Genomic DNA, 15,598 nt, shown 5'->3' with positions numbered 1-15,598 from the left:
AGACCTCCGGCAGCGCGACGACGCTGATTACCTGCCGTTACGTACTGCCGGAGGCGCAGTGGATGTTTCCCTGAACCTGTGGGTTCTGACCATCGTGGGCCTGGCCGCCCTCATCGCGGTCGACTTCTTCATCGGTCGCAAGCCGCATGACGTGTCGATCAAGGAAGCGGGCATCTGGACCGTCGTCTGGATCGCCCTGGCCGGCCTCTTCGGCCTCGGCCTGCTCGTCTTCGGCGGTGGCCGGCCCGCCGGCGAATTCTTCGCCGGCTTCATCACCGAGAAGTCGCTCAGCGTCGACAACCTCTTCGTCTTCGTCCTGATCATGGCGAAGTTCGCGGTTCCGTCGCAGTACCAGCAGCGGGTCCTGCTGGTGGGCGTCCTCATAGCCCTGGTCCTGCGGGCCATCTTCATCGCCGCGGGCGCCGCCATCCTCGCCAGCTTCGCTTGGGTGTTCTACCTCTTCGGTGCCTTCCTCATCTGGACCGCCTGGAAGCTCATCCAGGAGGCCCGGGCCGACGAGGAGGACGAGGAGTTCGAGGAGAACAAGCTGCTCAAGGCCGCCGAGCGCAGGTTCGGTGTCGCCGACCGCTACCACGGCACCAAGCTGTGGATCCAGCAGAACGGCAAGCGGGTCATGACCCCGATGCTGGTCGTCATGCTGGCGATCGGCACCACCGACGTGCTGTTCGCCCTCGACTCCATCCCCGCGATCTTCGGCCTCACACAGGACCCGTACATCGTGTTCACCGCCAACGCCTTCGCGCTGATGGGCCTCAGGCAGCTGTACTTCCTCATCGGCGGCCTGCTGAAGAAGCTGGTCCACCTCAGCTACGGCCTGTCGATCATCCTGGGCTTCATCGGCGTCAAGCTGGTGCTGCACGCGCTGCACGAGTCCGGGGTCCACGTCCCCGAGATCAGCATCCCGGTCTCGCTCGGCGTCATCTGCGCCGTCCTGATCGTCACCACGATCACCAGCCTGCGCGCCTCGAAGAAGCAGGCGGCGGCCGAAGAGGCGCAGACCGCGAGCGAAGGCGCTCCGAAGGACAGCATCCAGGCCTGACCACGGACGACGTAGAAACAACCAGCCCGGGGAGCGGTGCGCGGCGAATTGCCGACCGCCGCTCCCGGTGCTTCCTTGGGACACGGGCGTCTCCACCAGGAGACGCCCGCTACGGGCGGAGGCACCATGGGCACTTCACAGAAGTTCGTACAGATCATCGACTTCGAGACCGACCGCATCGACGAGATGCGGGCGCTCGCCGAGGAGGGCGAGCAGGGCCTCAGGGACAGCGCGGACGGCCCCAGGCGCCGCCTCGTCCTCAAGGACAGGAACCAGCCGAACCGCTACCTGGTCGTGGTCGAGTTCGACTCCTACGAGGAGGCCATGCGCAACAGCGAATCCCCCGAGACCAGCAAGTTCGCGGAGCGGATGGCCGCGCTCTGCACCACGCCCCCGTCCTTCGTCGACTGCGACGTCGAGGACGCGGCCGAGTTCAGGTGATGCGGGGGGCGCACCGGCCCTAGAAGCCGGAATGCGAAGCCCTGGCAGCTCTGCGACGATCGCTGCATGATCGCTCGGCTCAGGTCGCTCACCACCCGGTGGACGTCCTTCGTGCCGGTGCTCGCAGTCGTCCTCCTGGCCCTGACCTGGGGCCGCGACCTGCCCGCAGCGGTCGTCGCGCTGGTGACGCCGGTCCTCGCCGGGGCCGTCCTGGCCGCCGTGCACCACGCCGAGGTGGTCGCCCACCGGGTCGGTGAACCCTTCGGCTCCCTCGTCCTGGCGATCGCCGTGACGATCATCGAGGTCGCCCTGATCGTGACCCTGATGGTGGACGGCGGCGACAAGAGCGCGACGCTGGCGAGGGACACGGTCTTCGCGGCCGTGATGATCACCTGCAACGGCATTGTCGGCATGTGCCTCCTGGTGGCCTCCCTGCGCCATGGCACAGCCGTCTTCAACCCCGAGGGCACCGGCGCCGCCCTCGCCACCGTCGCGACCCTGGCCACCCTCAGTCTGGTCCTGCCGACCTTCACGACCAGCAAACCGGGCCCGGAGTTCTCCACCGTCCAGCTCACCTTCGCCGCACTGTCCTCGCTGATCCTCTACGGCCTGTTCGTGGCGACCCAGACCGTCCGGCACCGCGACTACTTCCTGCCGGTCACCCGCCAGGGAGAGGTGATCACCGCCGACGACCACGCGGGCGCGCCGTCCTCCCGGACCGCCCTGATCAGCCTCGGGCTCCTCGGTCTGGCCCTGATCGGAGTGGTGGGCCTCGCGAAGGGCGTCTCGCCGACGATCGAGTCCGCAGTGGAGGCGGCCGGCCTGCACCAAGCCGTCGTCGGGGTGGTCATCGCGCTGCTCGTGCTGCTCCCCGAGACCATCGCCGCACTGCGCTCCGCCCGCCGCGACCGCGTGCAGACCAGCCTCAACCTCGCGCTCGGCTCCGCCATGGCCAGCATCGGCCTGACGATCCCCGCCGTCGCCCTCGCCTCCGTCTGGCTCTCCGGCCCGCTCGTCCTCGGCCTGGGCGCCACCTACATGGTGCTGCTCGCGCTGACCGTCGTCGTCAGCTCCCTGACGGTGGTACCCGGACGGGCCACCCCGCTCCAGGGCGGCGTCCACCTCGTGCTGTTCGCGGCCTACCTGGAGCTGGCCATCAACCCATGACCGAAGATGATCGACCAGGTCACTCCATGACCGGCCGTACGGCCGCCACCGGCACCGGCCGGGTCTCCGGCAGCAGCGCGAAGCAGCCGAGGCTGAGCAGCGCGATCCCGGTGAGGTACGCGCCCACACCCCACGGCACCCGCCCCGAGTGCTCCGCCAGAGCCGTCGCCACGATCGGCGTGAGCGCGCCCCCGAGGACACCGCCGAGGTTGTAGCCGACCGCCGCGCCCGTGCAGCGCACCCTCGGCTCGTACAGCTCGGGCAGGTAGGCCGCGATCACCCCGAACATCGTGACGAACGCGAGCAGCGCCCCCAGGAAACCCAGGAACATCGGCAGGGGAGCGCCGGTCGCCAACAGCGCCACCATCGGCATCATCCACAGCGCGGCCGCCGCGCACCCGACGAGACACAGCGGCCGCCGTCCGAAGCGGTCGCCCAGCATCGCCGCCACGGGCGTCAGCGCGCCCTTCACCACCACCGCGCCCATGATGCAGGTCAGCATGACGGTACGGCTCACCCCGAGCCGTTCCGTCCCGTACGCCAGGGACCAGGTCGTCACGGTGTAGAAGATCGCGTAGCCGACGGCGAGCCCGCCCGCGGTCAGCAGGACCAGCCGCCAGTGGTCGCGCACGACCTCCGCGAGCGGCACGCGCGCGTGCTCGCCGATCTCCAGGAACCGGGGGCTCTCCGGAAGCGACGACCTGAGCCACAGCCCGAGCACGGCCAGCACCCCGGCCGCCCAGAACGGCACCCGCCACCCCCACTGGGCGAACTGCGCCTCCGTCAGCGTCGCCGACAGCACCAGCACCACCCCGTTGGCGAGCACGAACCCGACCGCGGGCCCGACCTGCGGGAAGCTCGACCACAGCCCCCGCCGATCGGCGGGCGCGTGCTCCGCCGTGAGCAGCACCGCGCCACCCCACTCCCCGCCGAGCCCCAGCCCCTGCAGAAAGCGCAGTACGAGCAGCAGCAGGGGAGCGGCCGCACCGATCCTGTCGTACGTCGGCAGACAGCCGACCGCGACCGTCGACGCCCCCGTCAGCAGCAGCGAGACCACGAGGACCGGGCGCCGGCCGCGCCGGTCCCCGATGTGCCCGAAGAGCACCGACCCCAGCGGCCGCGCCACGAAGCCCACGCCGAACGTCCCGAACGCGGCCAGCGTCCCGGCCAGCGGCGAGAACGTCGGGAAGAACAGCGGCCCCAGGATCAGCGCGGCCGCGGTCCCGTAGACGAAGAAGTCGTAGAACTCGATGGCCGTCCCCGCGAGCGAGGCGGCGGCGAGCCGTGGCATGGAGGGCGCCCTTACGGTGCGTACATCGTGCATGTCGCGTCAACTACCCACGGTGACGGCCGGTTACGGGGGCGCGCGGGGTGACGGGAGGGGCGGCAGGGTGACGGAGGCGGCCTCTCACCGCGCCGTTTCACCGTGATAGACCGGTTCTGAGCAGCGGTCCCCGACGGACCGCCCCCGAACGGACCGGAGGAACCGTGCCCCGCACCCTGGCCAACGCCCCGATCATGATCCTGAACGGCCCCAACCTGAACCTCCTGGGCCAGCGCCAGCCGGAGATCTACGGGTCCGACACGCTCGCCGACGTCGAGGCGATGTGCGTGAAGGCGGCGGCGGCCCACGGCGGCACGGTGGACTTCCGGCAGTCCAACCACGAGGGTCAGCTGGTCGACTGGATCCACGAGGCACGCCTCAACCACTGCGGCATCGTGATCAATCCGGGCGCCTACTCGCACACGTCGGTCGCGATCCTGGACGCGCTCAACACCTGTGACGGCCTGCCGGTGTTGGAGGTCCACATCTCCAACATCCACAAGCGCGAGTCCTTCCGCCACCATTCGTACGTCTCCCTGCGCGCCGACGGCGTCATCGCGGGGTGCGGGGTGCAGGGATACGTGTTCGGCGTCGAGCGCGTCGCCGCTCTGGCCGGATCGGGCCAGGCCGACGCGTAGACACCGGCCGCCGCGACAGCGGCAAAGTCACGCGACAGCAGCAAAGTCAGAGGCGGCCGGCTTCCACGATCCGCCGCAGGAACCGCTGCGTGCGTTCCTGCTGCGGGTCGCCGAAGACCTGCTCGGCGGTGCCGCGCTCCAGCACCACGCCTCCGTCCAGGAAACAGACCTGGTCGGCGACCTCGCGGGCGAAGCCCATCTCGTGCGTGGCCAGCACCATGGTCATGCCGTCGCCCTTGAGGTCGCGCACGACGTTCAGGACCTCGCCCACCAGCTCCGGGTCGAGGGCCGCGGTGATCTCGTCGAGCAGCAGCAGCCGGGGACGTACGGCGAGGGCGCGCGCGATCGCCACACGCTGCTGCTGGCCGCCGCTGAGCCGGTCGGGGTACTCGCCGGCCTTGCCGCCCAGTCCGAGCCGCTCCAGCAGCCCCCTGGCCTGTTCCTCGGCCTCCGCGCGGGCGACGCCGTGCACGCGGCGCGGCGCGAGCGTGATGTTCTCCAGCACCGTCATGTGCGGGAACAGGTTGTACGCCTGGAAGACCACGCCGATCCGGCGCCGTACCGCGTCCTGGTCGGCACGCGGGTCGGTGATCTCCTCGCCGTCCAGCCAGATCGCGCCGTCGTCGATGTCCTCCAGGAGGTTGGCACAGCGCAGCAGCGTGGACTTGCCGGAGCCGGAGGCGCCGATCAGCGCGGTCACCGTGTGCGGGGCGACCTCCAGGTCGACGTCCCGCAGGACGACCGAGCCGCCGAAGGTCTTGCGGACGGACTCCATCCGCAGCACCGGCGCGTCGCTCATGTCGTTCCTCCTTGGGCCCGCTGACGGTCCATCCGGGCCGTCACCCAGTCCGTGAAGCGGGTCATCGGAATGGTCAGGGCGACGAAGACCAGCCCCGCCACGATGTACGGCGTGTAGTTGAGGCTGCGGCCCACGATGATGTCCGCCGCGCGTACGGCGTCGACGGCGCCGCCGATCGACACGAGACCGGTGTCCTTCTGCAGCGACACCAGGTCGTTCAGCAGCGGCGGCACCTGACGGCGCACCGCCTGGGGGAGCACCACGTACCGCAGCGCCTGCCGGTTGGACAGGCCCAGCGAGCGGGCCGCGGCGCGCTGCGAGGGGTGCACGGACTCGATGCCGGCGCGGAACACCTCGGCGACGTACGCCGAGTAGGTCAGCGTCAGCGCCGTACCGCCGAGCCACACCGGGTCGACCGTCACGCCCTGCAGACGCAGCGCGGGAACGCCCAGGACCACGATCATCAGGTTGATGATCAGCGGCAGTCCGCGGAAGAAGTCCGTGTACGCGGCCGCCAGCACCCGCAGCGGGAAGAAGACGGGGCCGCGCAGGGTGCGGGCTATGGCGATGAGCATGCCGAGCACCAGCACCGCGGCACCGCAGACCAGCAGCAGCCGCAGGTTCAGCCAGAGCCCGTCCAGGACCTTGGGGAACGCCTCGCGCGCGTACTGCCCGTTGAAGAACGTCTCCTTGGTGCGCGGCCAGCCGGGCGCACTGACGACGACCAGGTAGAGGACGACGGCGGTGACCAGGGTCGACAGCGCGGCGATCGCCGTCGCCCGGCGGGCACGCGTGCGCTTGTAGCGCTCCCGCTCCCGCCGCCGCTGCGACGGGACGTACGCGTCACCGCTGCCGCCCCCGGGCATGTCCCCCTTGCCGTCCGCGCCTTCCTGGCCGGACTCGTCCTTCGTGACCGTCACTTGAGCACCGGGGCGTCGACGGCGTCGGAGAGCCACTCCTGCTCGATCTTCGCCAGCGTGCCGTCCTTGCGGAGGGCGTCCACGGCGTCCGTCACGCAGGAGGTGAGCGCGCTGCCCTTGTCGAGCACGAGCCCGAACTGCTCCGGCGTGCCGCCCTGGTTCTCGAACTGGCCGACGATCTGGGCGTCCGTCACCTCGGCGGCGGTGATGTAGAAGGCGGTCGGCAGGTCGACCACGATGGCGTCGACCTGGCCGTTCTTCAGCGCGGACTTGGCCTGGTCGTTCTTCGCGTAGACGGCGGCGTCCTGGGTCGGCTTCACCACGTCGTCGATGTAGTCGAGGCTCGTCGTGCCGACCTGGGCGCCCAGCTTGAGGCTCTTGAGGTCCGCGATGCTCGTGGCCTTCGCGGCCTTGGTGCCCTTCAGCGCGATGACGGCCTGGCGCACGTCGTAGTAGCCGGACGAGAAGTCGACCGCCTTCTTGCGCTCGTCGCTGATGGACACCTGGTTGATGTCGAAGTCGAAGGTCTTCTCACCCGGCGCGAAGGCCTTGTTGAACGGCACGCTCTGCCAGACGACGGCGCTCTGGTCGTAGCCGAGTTGCTTCGCCACGGCGTACGCCACCGCCGACTCGAAGCCCTTGCCGTTGGACGGCTTGTCGTCCTTGAACCACGGCTCGTACGCGGGTTCGTCCGTGGCGATCGTCAGCTTGCCCGAGGTCTTGGTCGCCAACTCGCCCTTGGCGCAGGTCGTTCCGGTCGACGCGGAGGACGTGGCGGACGCGTCGGCCTCGGGCTGCGGGGCGCAGCCGACCGCGGTCGCGAGGAGGGCGACGGTGGCGCCGGCGACGGCGCGGCGCAGAACACGAGGGGCGAGGTGCATGGCGGGAGAGTGGCAGCGAAATCCCTGTTTGTCCACGTCACGCCGGTGTTTGTCCGCATAGTGGGAACGCGTGTTGCATTCTCGTGAACAGGGTCGCGGTGCCATGTCTTGCCTGGGCCGCCGGCCGAGGGCGGGGATCGTAGACCGGCGGCCCATTCCGCGCCGGAGCCGTCATCCCGCGCGGGGCTGCCACCAGTTGACCGCGCAACCACGTGTGCGGGGAGCGCGCGTGGGGCACCGGCGCGTGCGCACGATTCACACGGGGCGCGTGAACGACTTCACGCGCCCCGTGTCAGGAGTTCACCACCCGTGACTCACCACCCGCGCGCGTGCCACTCCGGAAGGTGCGGCCGCTCCGCGCCCAGCGTGGTGTCGTTGCCGTGTCCCGGATAGACCCAGGTCTCGTCCGGAAGCGCGTCGAAGATCTTCGTCTCGACGTCGTGGATCAGGCTGGCGAACGCCTCCGGATCCTTCCAGGTGTTGCCCACGCCGCCCGGGAAGAGGCAGTCGCCCGTGAAGACATGGGGATGCCCGTGCGGGTCGTCGTAGACGAGCGCGATCGAGCCCGGCGTGTGCCCGACCAGATGCCGCGCGGTGAGCTCCACGTTCCCCACGCGGATGACATCGCCGTCGTCGACCAGGACGTCGGTCGGTACGGGGATGCCCTCGGCGTCCTCCCGGCCCGCGTACGTACGCGCACGCGTGGCCGCGACGACCTCGGCGAGTGCCTGCCAGTGGTCGCCGTGCTGATGGGTGGTGACGACGGACGCGATGCCGTCGTCGCCGATCGTCCCGAGCAGTGCCTGCGCGTCGTTGGCCGCGTCGATCAGCAGCTGCTCGTCCGTGGCCCGGCAGCGCAGCAGATAGGCGTTGTTGTTCATCGGGCCGACCGCGATCTTGGTGATCATCAGGTCCTTGAGCTCGTGCACGTCCGCCGGGCCGCCGACCGTCACCTCTCCGCTGTACGTCATGACGGCAGCCTATAGCGGCGGCAGGGCCGGGAGCGGTCCGCCGGCCACGGTCAGCCCGGATCCGTCGCGGCGCCCGGCGAGCCGGCCCAGGAGATCGGCGCGGGACCCGGTGACGGTCACCGCCGGGTTTTCCGCCCCCCGGCCGGTGATCCACGCGTGTGTGCCGTCCGTCAGACGGGTCGGTGGTACGTCGGGGTGCCCGGCGAACCGCTCCGTGAGGAAGTCGATCTCCCGCGCGACGAAGTCCTCCGGCAGGTCCTCCAGCTCGTAGCCGATGCCGAGGTCCACATGGTGCAGCTCGACCTCCACCCAGCGCCGGAAGGGCACCCTGGCCGCCGCGTCGGTGACGCCGTTGCGCAGCTCCACCGTGCGCGACCAGTCGGCGGGCACGGCCGCGGCCTCCTGGAAGCGGGCGGCGCTCTCGCGGAGGTCGGCGAGCTGGACGTCCAGGGGGCGCGGGGCGTCCCGCTCGATGTCGGTGTCCCGGACGGCGGCATCGGCGTACATGGGCCGGCCCTCGAGGACGTTCACGAGGGCGTCCGCGTTGCGGGCGAGGTGGGCGAGGACGTGACCGCGGCTCCAGCCGGACAGGCGTGACGGCTCCCGCACCGCCGCGTCGTCCAGTTTGCCGACTGCGGTGAGCAGTCGCTCGGTCGCTTCACGTACAGACACCAGGTCATGAGCGTGATCAATCATGCTGCTGACCTTAGCTCCGCCACTCCTTCGGGTGAAGGTGTCGGACCGTGGCCCAAAATCGAATGCACGTGCTATATGGTCGGTGGCGGCGTCGGGCATGCTGGATGGCCGGGGATTGTTGTCAACCGGTGAATCCGACCGGCGTTGTCAGTGGCTCCCCCTAGTCTGAGAAAGACGGGGGCCCCGCCCCTGTCACTTCTCTCAAGAAAGGTGCGGACCGGCGTGGCCGACCGTCTCATCGTCCGTGGCGCGCGCGAGCACAACCTCAAGAATGTCTCGCTCGACCTGCCGCGCGACTCGCTCATCGTCTTCACGGGCCTGTCGGGGTCGGGCAAGTCCTCGCTGGCCTTCGACACCATCTTCGCCGAGGGGCAGCGGCGCTACGTGGAGTCGCTCTCCTCGTACGCCCGCCAGTTCCTCGGCCAGATGGACAAGCCGGACGTCGACTTCATCGAGGGTCTCTCGCCGGCCGTCTCCATCGACCAGAAGTCGACCTCGCGCAATCCGCGCTCGACGGTCGGCACCATCACCGAGGTCTACGACTACCTGCGTCTGCTGTTCGCGCGCATCGGCAAGCCGCACTGTCCCGAGTGCGGCCGCCCGATCTCGCGCCAGTCGCCGCAGGCCATCGTCGACAGGGTCCTGGAGCTGCCGGAGGGGAGCCGCTTCCAGGTGCTCTCGCCGCTGGTGCGCGAGCGCAAGGGCGAGTTCGTCGACCTCTTCGCCGACCTCCAGACCAAGGGCTACTCCCGCGCGCGCGTGGACGGCGAGACGATCCAGCTGTCCAGCCCGCCCACGCTGAAGAAGCAGGAGAAGCACACCATCGAGGTGGTCATCGACCGCCTCACGGTCAAGGACTCCGCCAAGCGCCGCCTCACCGACTCCGTGGAGACCGCGCTCGGCCTCTCCGGCGGCATGGTCGTGCTCGACTTCGTCGACCTCCCCGAGGACGACCCCGAGCGCGAGCGCATGTACTCGGAGCATCTGTACTGCCCGTACGACGACCTGTCCTTCGAGGAGCTGGAGCCCCGCTCCTTCTCCTTCAACTCGCCCTTCGGCGCCTGCCCCGAGTGCACCGGCATCGGCACGCGCATGGAGGTCGACCCCGAGCTGATCGTCCCCGACGAGGACAAGTCCCTCGACGAAGGCGCCATCCACCCCTGGTCGCACGGCCACACCAAGGACTACTTCGGCCGTCTGATCGGCGCCCTCGCGGACGCGCTGGGCTTCCGGACCGACATCCCCTTCGCCGGCCTGCCGCAGCGCGCCAAGAAGGCCCTGCTGTACGGCCACAAGACGCAGATCGAGGTCCGCTACCGCAACCGCTACGGTCGCGAGCGCGTGTACACGACGCCCTTCGAGGGTGCCGTGCCGTTCGTGAAGCGCCGGCACAGCGAGGCCGAGAGCGATGCCAGCCGTGAGCGCTTCGAGGGCTATATGCGCGAGGTGCCCTGCCCCACCTGTGAGGGCACGCGCCTGAAGCCGATCGTCCTCGCGGTCACGATCATGGAGAAGTCGATCGCCGAGGTCTCCGCGATGTCCATCAGCGACTGCGCGGACTTCCTGGGCGAGCTGAAGCTCAACGCCCGCGACAAGAAGATCGCCGAGCGCGTCCTGAAGGAGGTCAACGAACGGCTGCGCTTCCTGGTCGACGTCGGCCTCGACTACCTCTCCCTCAACCGCGCGGCCGGCACGCTCTCCGGCGGCGAGGCCCAGCGCATCCGCCTCGCCACCCAGATCGGCTCCGGACTCGTCGGCGTGCTCTACGTCCTCGACGAGCCGTCCATCGGCCTGCACCAGCGCGACAACCACCGGCTGATCGAGACCCTGGTCCGGCTGCGCGACATGGGCAACACGCTCATCGTCGTCGAGCACGACGAGGACACCATCAAGGTCGCCGACTGGGTCGTCGACATCGGCCCCGGCGCCGGTGAGCACGGCGGCAAGGTCGTCCACAGCGGCTCCCTGAAGGAACTGCTCGCCAACGCCGAGTCGCAGACCGGTCAGTACCTGGCCGGCAAGAAGTCGATCCCGCTCCCGGACATCCGGCGCCCGCTGGACCCGTCCCGGCGGCTCACCGTGCACGGCGCCCGCGAGAACAACCTGCAGGACATCGACGTGTCCTTCCCGCTGGGCGTGTTCACCGCGGTCACCGGTGTCTCCGGCTCCGGCAAGTCCACGCTGGTCAACGACATCCTGTACACCCACCTCGCGCGCGAGCTCAACGGCGCGAGGAACGTCCCCGGGCGGCACACGCGCGTGGACGGCGACGACCTCGTCGACAAGGTCGTGCACGTCGACCAGTCGCCCATCGGCCGCACCCCGCGCTCCAACCCGGCCACGTACACCGGCGTCTTCGACCACGTCCGCAAGCTGTTCGCCGAGACCACCGAGGCGAAGGTCCGCGGCTACCTGCCCGGCCGCTTCTCCTTCAACGTCAAGGGAGGCCGCTGCGAGAACTGCGCCGGTGACGGCACGATCAAGATCGAGATGAACTTCCTCCCGGACGTCTACGTCCCGTGCGAGGTCTGCCACGGCGCCCGGTACAACCGGGAGACCCTGGAGGTCCACTACAAGGGCAAGTCCATCGCCGACGTGCTGAACATGCCCATCGAGGAGGCGACGGAGTTCTTCGAGGCCGTCCCCGCGATCGCCCGCCACCTCAACACGCTGAAGGACGTCGGCCTCGGCTACGTCCGGCTCGGCCAGTCCGCGACCACCCTCTCCGGCGGCGAGGCGCAGCGCGTCAAGCTCGCCAGCGAACTCCAGCGCCGCTCCACCGGCCGCACGGTCTACGTCCTGGACGAGCCGACCACGGGCCTGCACTTCGAGGACATCAGCAAGCTGCTGAAGGTCCTCTCCGGCCTGGTCGACAAGGGCAACACGGTCATCGTCATCGAGCACAACCTCGACGTGATCAAGACGGCCGACTGGGTCGTCGACATGGGCCCCGAGGGCGGCGCCGGCGGCGGTCTGGTCGTCGCCGAGGGCACGCCGGAGGAGGTCGCCGGGGTACCGGCCAGCCACACCGGCAAGTTCCTGCGGGAGATCCTCGGCGCCGACCGCATCAGCGACGCGGCACCGGTGAAGGCCCCCCGCAAGACGGCGGCGAAGAAGACGGTCGCTGCCAGGACCGCCAACAACACGGTGACGAGGAAGGTCGCGGGGGCCACCAAGAAGGCCGCCCCCGCGAAGAAGACGACGCGGGCCCGCAAGGCCTGAGCCGAGCGGCCGGCACGTCCTGGCACATCCCGCACCACACGGCGCCCCCCGGGTACTTCCCGCGGGGCGCCGCTCGTTCGACCGCCGGCCACCCCGACCCCGCGGAGTGGCCAGGGCCCCGTCTCCTACAGTTCGCCCAGCTCCGAGGCGTACGGCGGTTCCGCGCCCGCCCGCGAGCAGGTGATCGCCGCCGCCCGCGCGGCGAACCGCAGCAGCTCCCGCCAGCCGTCGGCGCCCAGTTCCGCGAGACCCGCGGGGGACAGGGCGTCCCGCCCCGCGAGGCCGTGCAGCAGCGCCGCGTTCACGGTGTCGCCGGCGCCGATGGTGTCCACGACGTCGACCTCCTCACCCGGCACGGAATACACGGCCCGGTCCTGGGTGATGACGCTCAGCCCGGCGGAACCGTGCGTGATCACGACGGCCGAGGGACCGGCGGACAGCCACTCCTGCGGGGTGCCGCCCAGCCACAGGGCGTCCTCCTCCGAGAGCTTCAGCAGGTTCACCGAGGGCAGCCAGCTCTTGAAGCGGGCCCGGTAGGCGTCGGCGTCGGGGATCAGCCCGGGCCGGATGTTCGGATCGAGAGCGGTGAACACGCCCTCTCCCGCCGCGGTCCGCAGCAGCTCCTCGTAGGCGCTCGCACCCGGCTCCAGGACCAGCGAACACGTGCCGAAGGACACCGCGCGCGTGCCCGCGGGAAGGGCGGCCGGGGCGGTGAACAGGCGGTCGGCGGTGCCCTCGACGTAGAAGGAGTAGGCGGCGGAGCCGTTCCCGTCGACGGTGGCGACCGCCAGGGTGGTCGGCTCGGTGCCGCGCTGCACGGCGGACACGTCCACGCCCGACTCCCGCAGCCTCCCGAGCAGCGCCTCCCCGAAGGCGTCGTACGAGACGCGGGAGCAGAAGGCGGTGGGGGAGCCGAGGCGGCCGAGGGCGACGGCTGTGTTGAAGGGCCCGCCGCCGAGCGCCGGCTGCAGACCCGCGAGGGCACCCGTGCCCTGCGGTACCAGGTCGATCAGGGCCTCACCGGCGACGACGATCACGGGGTGCTTCCTTTCGCGGAGACTTCGCACTTCTGGGACGGCTCGGACCGTCGGGACGGCTCGGACGGGTCCGCGCAGCCACACGACGTGCGGTGCACGAACGCGCAGGGCAGCCGCACGGTACGGGCCGGACGGTCGGGAGCGTCCAGGCGTTCGAGGAGCACCCGGACGGCCTGGGCGCCGATCTCCCTGCTGGGCTGGGCGATCGCGGTGAGCCGGGGCGAGAACAGGTCCGCCCACGTGAAGTCGTCGAAACAGCACAGTGCGAGGTCGTCGGGCACGGACAGGCCCCGGTCGCGCAGGGCGCGCAGCGCGCCGATCGTCATCGCGTTGTTGGCGGTGACGAGGGCGGTGGGCGGGGCGGCGAGGGAGAGCAGGGCGGCGGTGGCCCGTTCGGCGCCGGCGGACGAGGAGTCGCCGTGCGCGAGGAGACGTTCGTCGTGGGGGAGCCCGGCGGCGGCCAGGCCGTGCCGGTAGCCGGTGATGCGTTCGGCGGTGGTGCTGAGGCCGGGCAGGCCCGCGACCAGGCCGATGCGGCGGTGGCCGAGCTCGGCGAGGTGGGCGACCAGACGGGTCGTCGGTTCGGCGTTCTCGGCGCAGACCTGGTCGAAGCGGGGGGAGACGCCCGCCGCACCGTCCGTGGTCTCCGGAACGTAGACGAGCCGGTCGAGGAACACGGTGGGGACGGAGTGCCGGGTGAGGTACGAGAGGAGGCCGCGCGGGTCGGCGGACGGGGCGACGATCATGCCGTCCACGCGGCGCTCGTGCAGCAGCTGGACGACCTTGCGTTCGTGTACCGGATCGTCGTGCGGATCGGCGATCAGCAGGCTGTAGCCCGCCGCCAGGGCGGCCGCCTCGACGCCCTGGAGGATGTCCGTGAAGTAGGGGTTGCTGATCGCCGACACCGCGAGCCCGATGGAGCGGGTGCGGGAGGTCACCAGGGAGCGGGCCAGGGTGTTGGGCGTGTAGCCGAGCGCGTCGATGGCGTCCAGGACGGCCTGACGGGTGTGCGGGAGCACCGGGCGGGTGTCGTTCAACACGTGGGAGACGGTCGCCACGGACACCCCCGCGCGCCGTGCGACGTCGGCCATGGTCGGCATCGCGTCTTCCTTCCCGGGCCCTGCCGGTGCGGCGACCTCTCCGGTGCGCCGCCCCCGTCGTCCGGCCTTCTGGGCGGGAAGCTACCTCATTCCGGGCCGCACGTAAACGCTTGCGCAAGCGTTTACGCACGGCGGCGGACGCGCCCCGCAAGCGCCCGCGACCGTGCCGCGTCCGTCCCGCTCAGTCCCAGTCCCAGCCGATGCCCACCAGACCCGACCGCACGCGCGGCTCGACGAGGTGGACCGAGTGGTGGCGGAAGCTGAGCGGCAGCTCCTGGCGGCCGCCCCGCGGTGCCGCCGCCGAGTGCTGGGTGAACCGGTGGCAGCGCACGGGCAGCGCCTGCTCGTGGAACCGGATCTGGAGGGCGTACTGGCCGCCCGCCGCGCCGAAGCCGCGGACGTACTCGCGGGAGACGTCGGCGGTGCCGTCCTCGACGGCGTAGCGGAAGAGGAAGGTGTCACCGGCCCGCAGCCGGGTGTCGAAGAGGAACTCGGCCACCAGGACGCCGGTGTCGTGGTGGCGGCGGACACGGCCGACGCGGCAGTTCTCCAGGGCGTGCACGGTCATCCGCTCGGGCGCGCAGCCGGGGTCTCCCTGGTGGACGGCCACGAAGCGGTCGACGCCGTCGCGGTGGGCGCGCACGATGTGCTGCGACTCGCGGCCCAGGAGCTCGCGGCGCGCCCCGATGCGGACGCGCTCGTGGTGGCCCAGGGCGTGCAGTCCGCCGTCGAGTGGGCACTCCAGTTCGGCGTGCAGGCGTTCAAGGACGTCGGAGGCCTCCAGGGAGGAGCGGTAGGACCGGCCCGCGGGATGCCCGGCCGCGGGGACGGCGCCCTCCCGTCCCTCGGAGTCCTCCAGGAGCCGGATCAGGGACTCGTCCGGCAGGTGCAGAATCTCCTCCAGCGCGCGGACGGCCCGCAGCGACTCGGGGCGCTGCGGGCGCCGCGCGCCCTGCTGCCAGTAACTCAGGCTCGTGACGCCGACTTTGACCCCGTGACGTGACAGATGGTGCTGGACGCGCTGCAGGGGCAGTCCACGGGCGGCGATCGCGGCACGCAGCGCGGCATGGAACGGGCCGCCTTGCAGGACCGTGTCCAGTTCCGCGGCGGCGACGTCCTCGGCGGCGTCCGCGTGCTGTGTGGCGTGCGGCATGCAGGGGCCTTTCTGTGAAAGCTCGCGACGGCTGGTCGGACCGTGCGTATGAGGGTTCGGGGCTTCCCCGCTGACGCCGGGGGCTCCTTCACATCCGTAAGGCGCCCTTCAGTGCCCCGAGTTCCCCCGCATTGAAGCGTGTTGACCAAGTCCCGACAACACCTGATGCCTGAGTGGCACATGCGGTTT

The 15,598-nt window shown here is 70.6% G+C and carries 14 protein-coding genes; 5 read left to right on the top strand and 9 right to left on the bottom strand.

Annotated elements, in window-relative coordinates; genetic code table 11:
- The first annotated feature begins 58 nt into the window (after nucleotides 1–58).
- From ACIRF9_RS05460 to ACIRF9_RS05450, 3 genes are all read left to right on the top strand, one after another.
- The gene (locus tag ACIRF9_RS05460) at nucleotides 59–1,060 is read left to right on the top strand and encodes a TerC/Alx family metal homeostasis membrane protein (protein ID WP_403816722.1); all 1,002 of its coding nucleotides are present in this window, start codon (nucleotides 59–61) and stop codon (nucleotides 1,058–1,060) included.
- Between the two features lie 126 nt (nucleotides 1,061–1,186).
- Nucleotides 1,187–1,501 (top strand): hypothetical protein, encoded by a 315-nt coding sequence (locus tag ACIRF9_RS05455; RefSeq protein ID WP_403816719.1) that lies wholly within the window; start codon nucleotides 1,187–1,189, stop codon nucleotides 1,499–1,501.
- Between the two features lie 66 nt (nucleotides 1,502–1,567).
- The gene (locus tag ACIRF9_RS05450) at nucleotides 1,568–2,668 is read left to right on the top strand and encodes a calcium:proton antiporter (RefSeq protein WP_403816716.1); all 1,101 of its coding nucleotides are present in this window, start codon (nucleotides 1,568–1,570) and stop codon (nucleotides 2,666–2,668) included.
- A 19-nt stretch (nucleotides 2,669–2,687) separates the two neighbouring features.
- Here the strand turns inward: ACIRF9_RS05450 and ACIRF9_RS05445 are convergent, their stop codons facing one another.
- Nucleotides 2,688–3,959: an MFS transporter gene (locus ACIRF9_RS05445; RefSeq protein ID WP_403816713.1), complete on the bottom strand. Its 1,272-nt coding sequence runs from the start codon at nucleotides 3,957–3,959 to the stop codon at nucleotides 2,688–2,690.
- A gap of 197 nt (nucleotides 3,960–4,156) precedes the next feature.
- On the opposite strand from ACIRF9_RS05445, the gene aroQ reads away from it, so the two are divergent.
- Nucleotides 4,157–4,630, top strand: a complete 474-nt coding sequence (gene aroQ / locus ACIRF9_RS05440) for a type II 3-dehydroquinate dehydratase (RefSeq protein WP_403816710.1) — start codon at nucleotides 4,157–4,159, stop codon at nucleotides 4,628–4,630.
- A 46-nt stretch (nucleotides 4,631–4,676) separates the two neighbouring features.
- On the opposite strand, the gene ACIRF9_RS05435 is transcribed toward aroQ, so the two are convergent.
- The 5 genes from ACIRF9_RS05435 to ACIRF9_RS05415 all read right to left on the bottom strand — a co-directional run bounded on the left by ACIRF9_RS05435 (nucleotide 4,677) and on the right by ACIRF9_RS05415 (nucleotide 8,897).
- Entirely contained in the window at nucleotides 4,677–5,429 is a 753-nt protein-coding gene (locus ACIRF9_RS05435; RefSeq protein ID WP_403816707.1) for an amino acid ABC transporter ATP-binding protein, read from the bottom strand.
- The gene (locus ACIRF9_RS05430; RefSeq protein WP_403816704.1) at nucleotides 5,426–6,349 is read right to left on the bottom strand and encodes an amino acid ABC transporter permease; all 924 of its coding nucleotides are present in this window, start codon (nucleotides 6,347–6,349) and stop codon (nucleotides 5,426–5,428) included. The genes ACIRF9_RS05435 and ACIRF9_RS05430 overlap by 4 nt, the downstream gene beginning before the upstream one ends.
- A complete protein-coding gene (locus ACIRF9_RS05425) occupies nucleotides 6,346–7,230 on the bottom strand; it encodes an ABC transporter substrate-binding protein (protein ID WP_403816702.1) in 885 nt (294 codons plus the stop codon). The genes ACIRF9_RS05430 and ACIRF9_RS05425 overlap by 4 nt, the downstream gene beginning before the upstream one ends.
- A 314-nt stretch (nucleotides 7,231–7,544) precedes the next feature.
- Nucleotides 7,545–8,201, bottom strand: a complete 657-nt coding sequence (locus ACIRF9_RS05420; RefSeq protein WP_403816699.1) for an MBL fold metallo-hydrolase — start codon at nucleotides 8,199–8,201, stop codon at nucleotides 7,545–7,547.
- A gap of 9 nt (nucleotides 8,202–8,210) precedes the next feature.
- A complete protein-coding gene (locus ACIRF9_RS05415; protein WP_403816697.1) occupies nucleotides 8,211–8,897 on the bottom strand; it encodes a maleylpyruvate isomerase family mycothiol-dependent enzyme in 687 nt (228 codons plus the stop codon).
- Nucleotides 8,898–9,119: 222 nt separating this feature from the next.
- On the opposite strand from ACIRF9_RS05415, the gene uvrA reads away from it, so the two are divergent.
- Complete coding sequence (gene uvrA / locus ACIRF9_RS05410) at nucleotides 9,120–12,119, top strand: excinuclease ABC subunit UvrA (protein ID WP_403816694.1); 3,000 nt, start codon at nucleotides 9,120–9,122, stop codon at nucleotides 12,117–12,119.
- 125 nt (nucleotides 12,120–12,244) lie between these two features.
- On the opposite strand, the gene ACIRF9_RS05405 is transcribed toward uvrA, so the two are convergent.
- The 3 genes from ACIRF9_RS05405 to ACIRF9_RS05395 all read right to left on the bottom strand — a co-directional run bounded on the left by ACIRF9_RS05405 (nucleotide 12,245) and on the right by ACIRF9_RS05395 (nucleotide 15,409).
- On the bottom strand, nucleotides 12,245–13,156 hold the full coding sequence (locus ACIRF9_RS05405) for a carbohydrate kinase (RefSeq protein ID WP_403816691.1): 912 nt from the start codon (nucleotides 13,154–13,156) through the stop codon (nucleotides 12,245–12,247).
- Nucleotides 13,153–14,256: a LacI family DNA-binding transcriptional regulator gene (locus ACIRF9_RS05400; protein WP_403816688.1), complete on the bottom strand. Its 1,104-nt coding sequence runs from the start codon at nucleotides 14,254–14,256 to the stop codon at nucleotides 13,153–13,155. Before ACIRF9_RS05400 ends, ACIRF9_RS05405 begins: the two co-directional genes overlap by 4 nt.
- A gap of 181 nt (nucleotides 14,257–14,437) precedes the next feature.
- On the bottom strand, nucleotides 14,438–15,409 hold the full coding sequence (locus tag ACIRF9_RS05395; RefSeq protein WP_403816685.1) for a hypothetical protein: 972 nt from the start codon (nucleotides 15,407–15,409) through the stop codon (nucleotides 14,438–14,440).
- Nucleotides 15,410–15,598 lie beyond the last annotated feature (189 nt).

This window comes from Streptomyces sp. NPDC096132, assembly GCF_044763345.1.
Lineage (GTDB): Bacteria > Actinomycetota > Actinomycetes > Streptomycetales > Streptomycetaceae > Streptomyces.
This window is presented reverse-complemented; position numbering and strand designations above follow the sequence as displayed.

Bases quoted from the DNA above. Each gene is read 5' to 3' on its own strand.
- ACIRF9_RS05435 (WP_403816707.1), bottom strand. From the start codon at position 5,429: ATGAGCGACGCGCCGGTGCTGCGGATGGAGTCCGTCCGCAAGACCTTC.
- ACIRF9_RS05425 (WP_403816702.1), bottom strand. From the start codon at position 7,230: ATGCACCTCGCCCCTCGTGTTCTGCGCCGCGCCGTCGCCGGCGCCACC.
- ACIRF9_RS05395 (WP_403816685.1), bottom strand. From the start codon at position 15,409: ATGCCGCACGCCACACAGCACGCGGACGCCGCCGAGGACGTCGCCGCC.
- ACIRF9_RS05445 (WP_403816713.1), bottom strand. From the start codon at position 3,959: ATGCCACGGCTCGCCGCCGCCTCGCTCGCGGGGACGGCCATCGAGTTC.
- ACIRF9_RS05420 (WP_403816699.1), bottom strand. From the start codon at position 8,201: ATGACGTACAGCGGAGAGGTGACGGTCGGCGGCCCGGCGGACGTGCAC.
- ACIRF9_RS05400 (WP_403816688.1), bottom strand. From the start codon at position 14,256: ATGCCGACCATGGCCGACGTCGCACGGCGCGCGGGGGTGTCCGTGGCG.
- ACIRF9_RS05450 (WP_403816716.1), top strand. From the start codon at position 1,568: ATGATCGCTCGGCTCAGGTCGCTCACCACCCGGTGGACGTCCTTCGTG.
- ACIRF9_RS05415 (WP_403816697.1), bottom strand. From the start codon at position 8,897: ATGATTGATCACGCTCATGACCTGGTGTCTGTACGTGAAGCGACCGAG.
- ACIRF9_RS05455 (WP_403816719.1), top strand. From the start codon at position 1,187: ATGGGCACTTCACAGAAGTTCGTACAGATCATCGACTTCGAGACCGAC.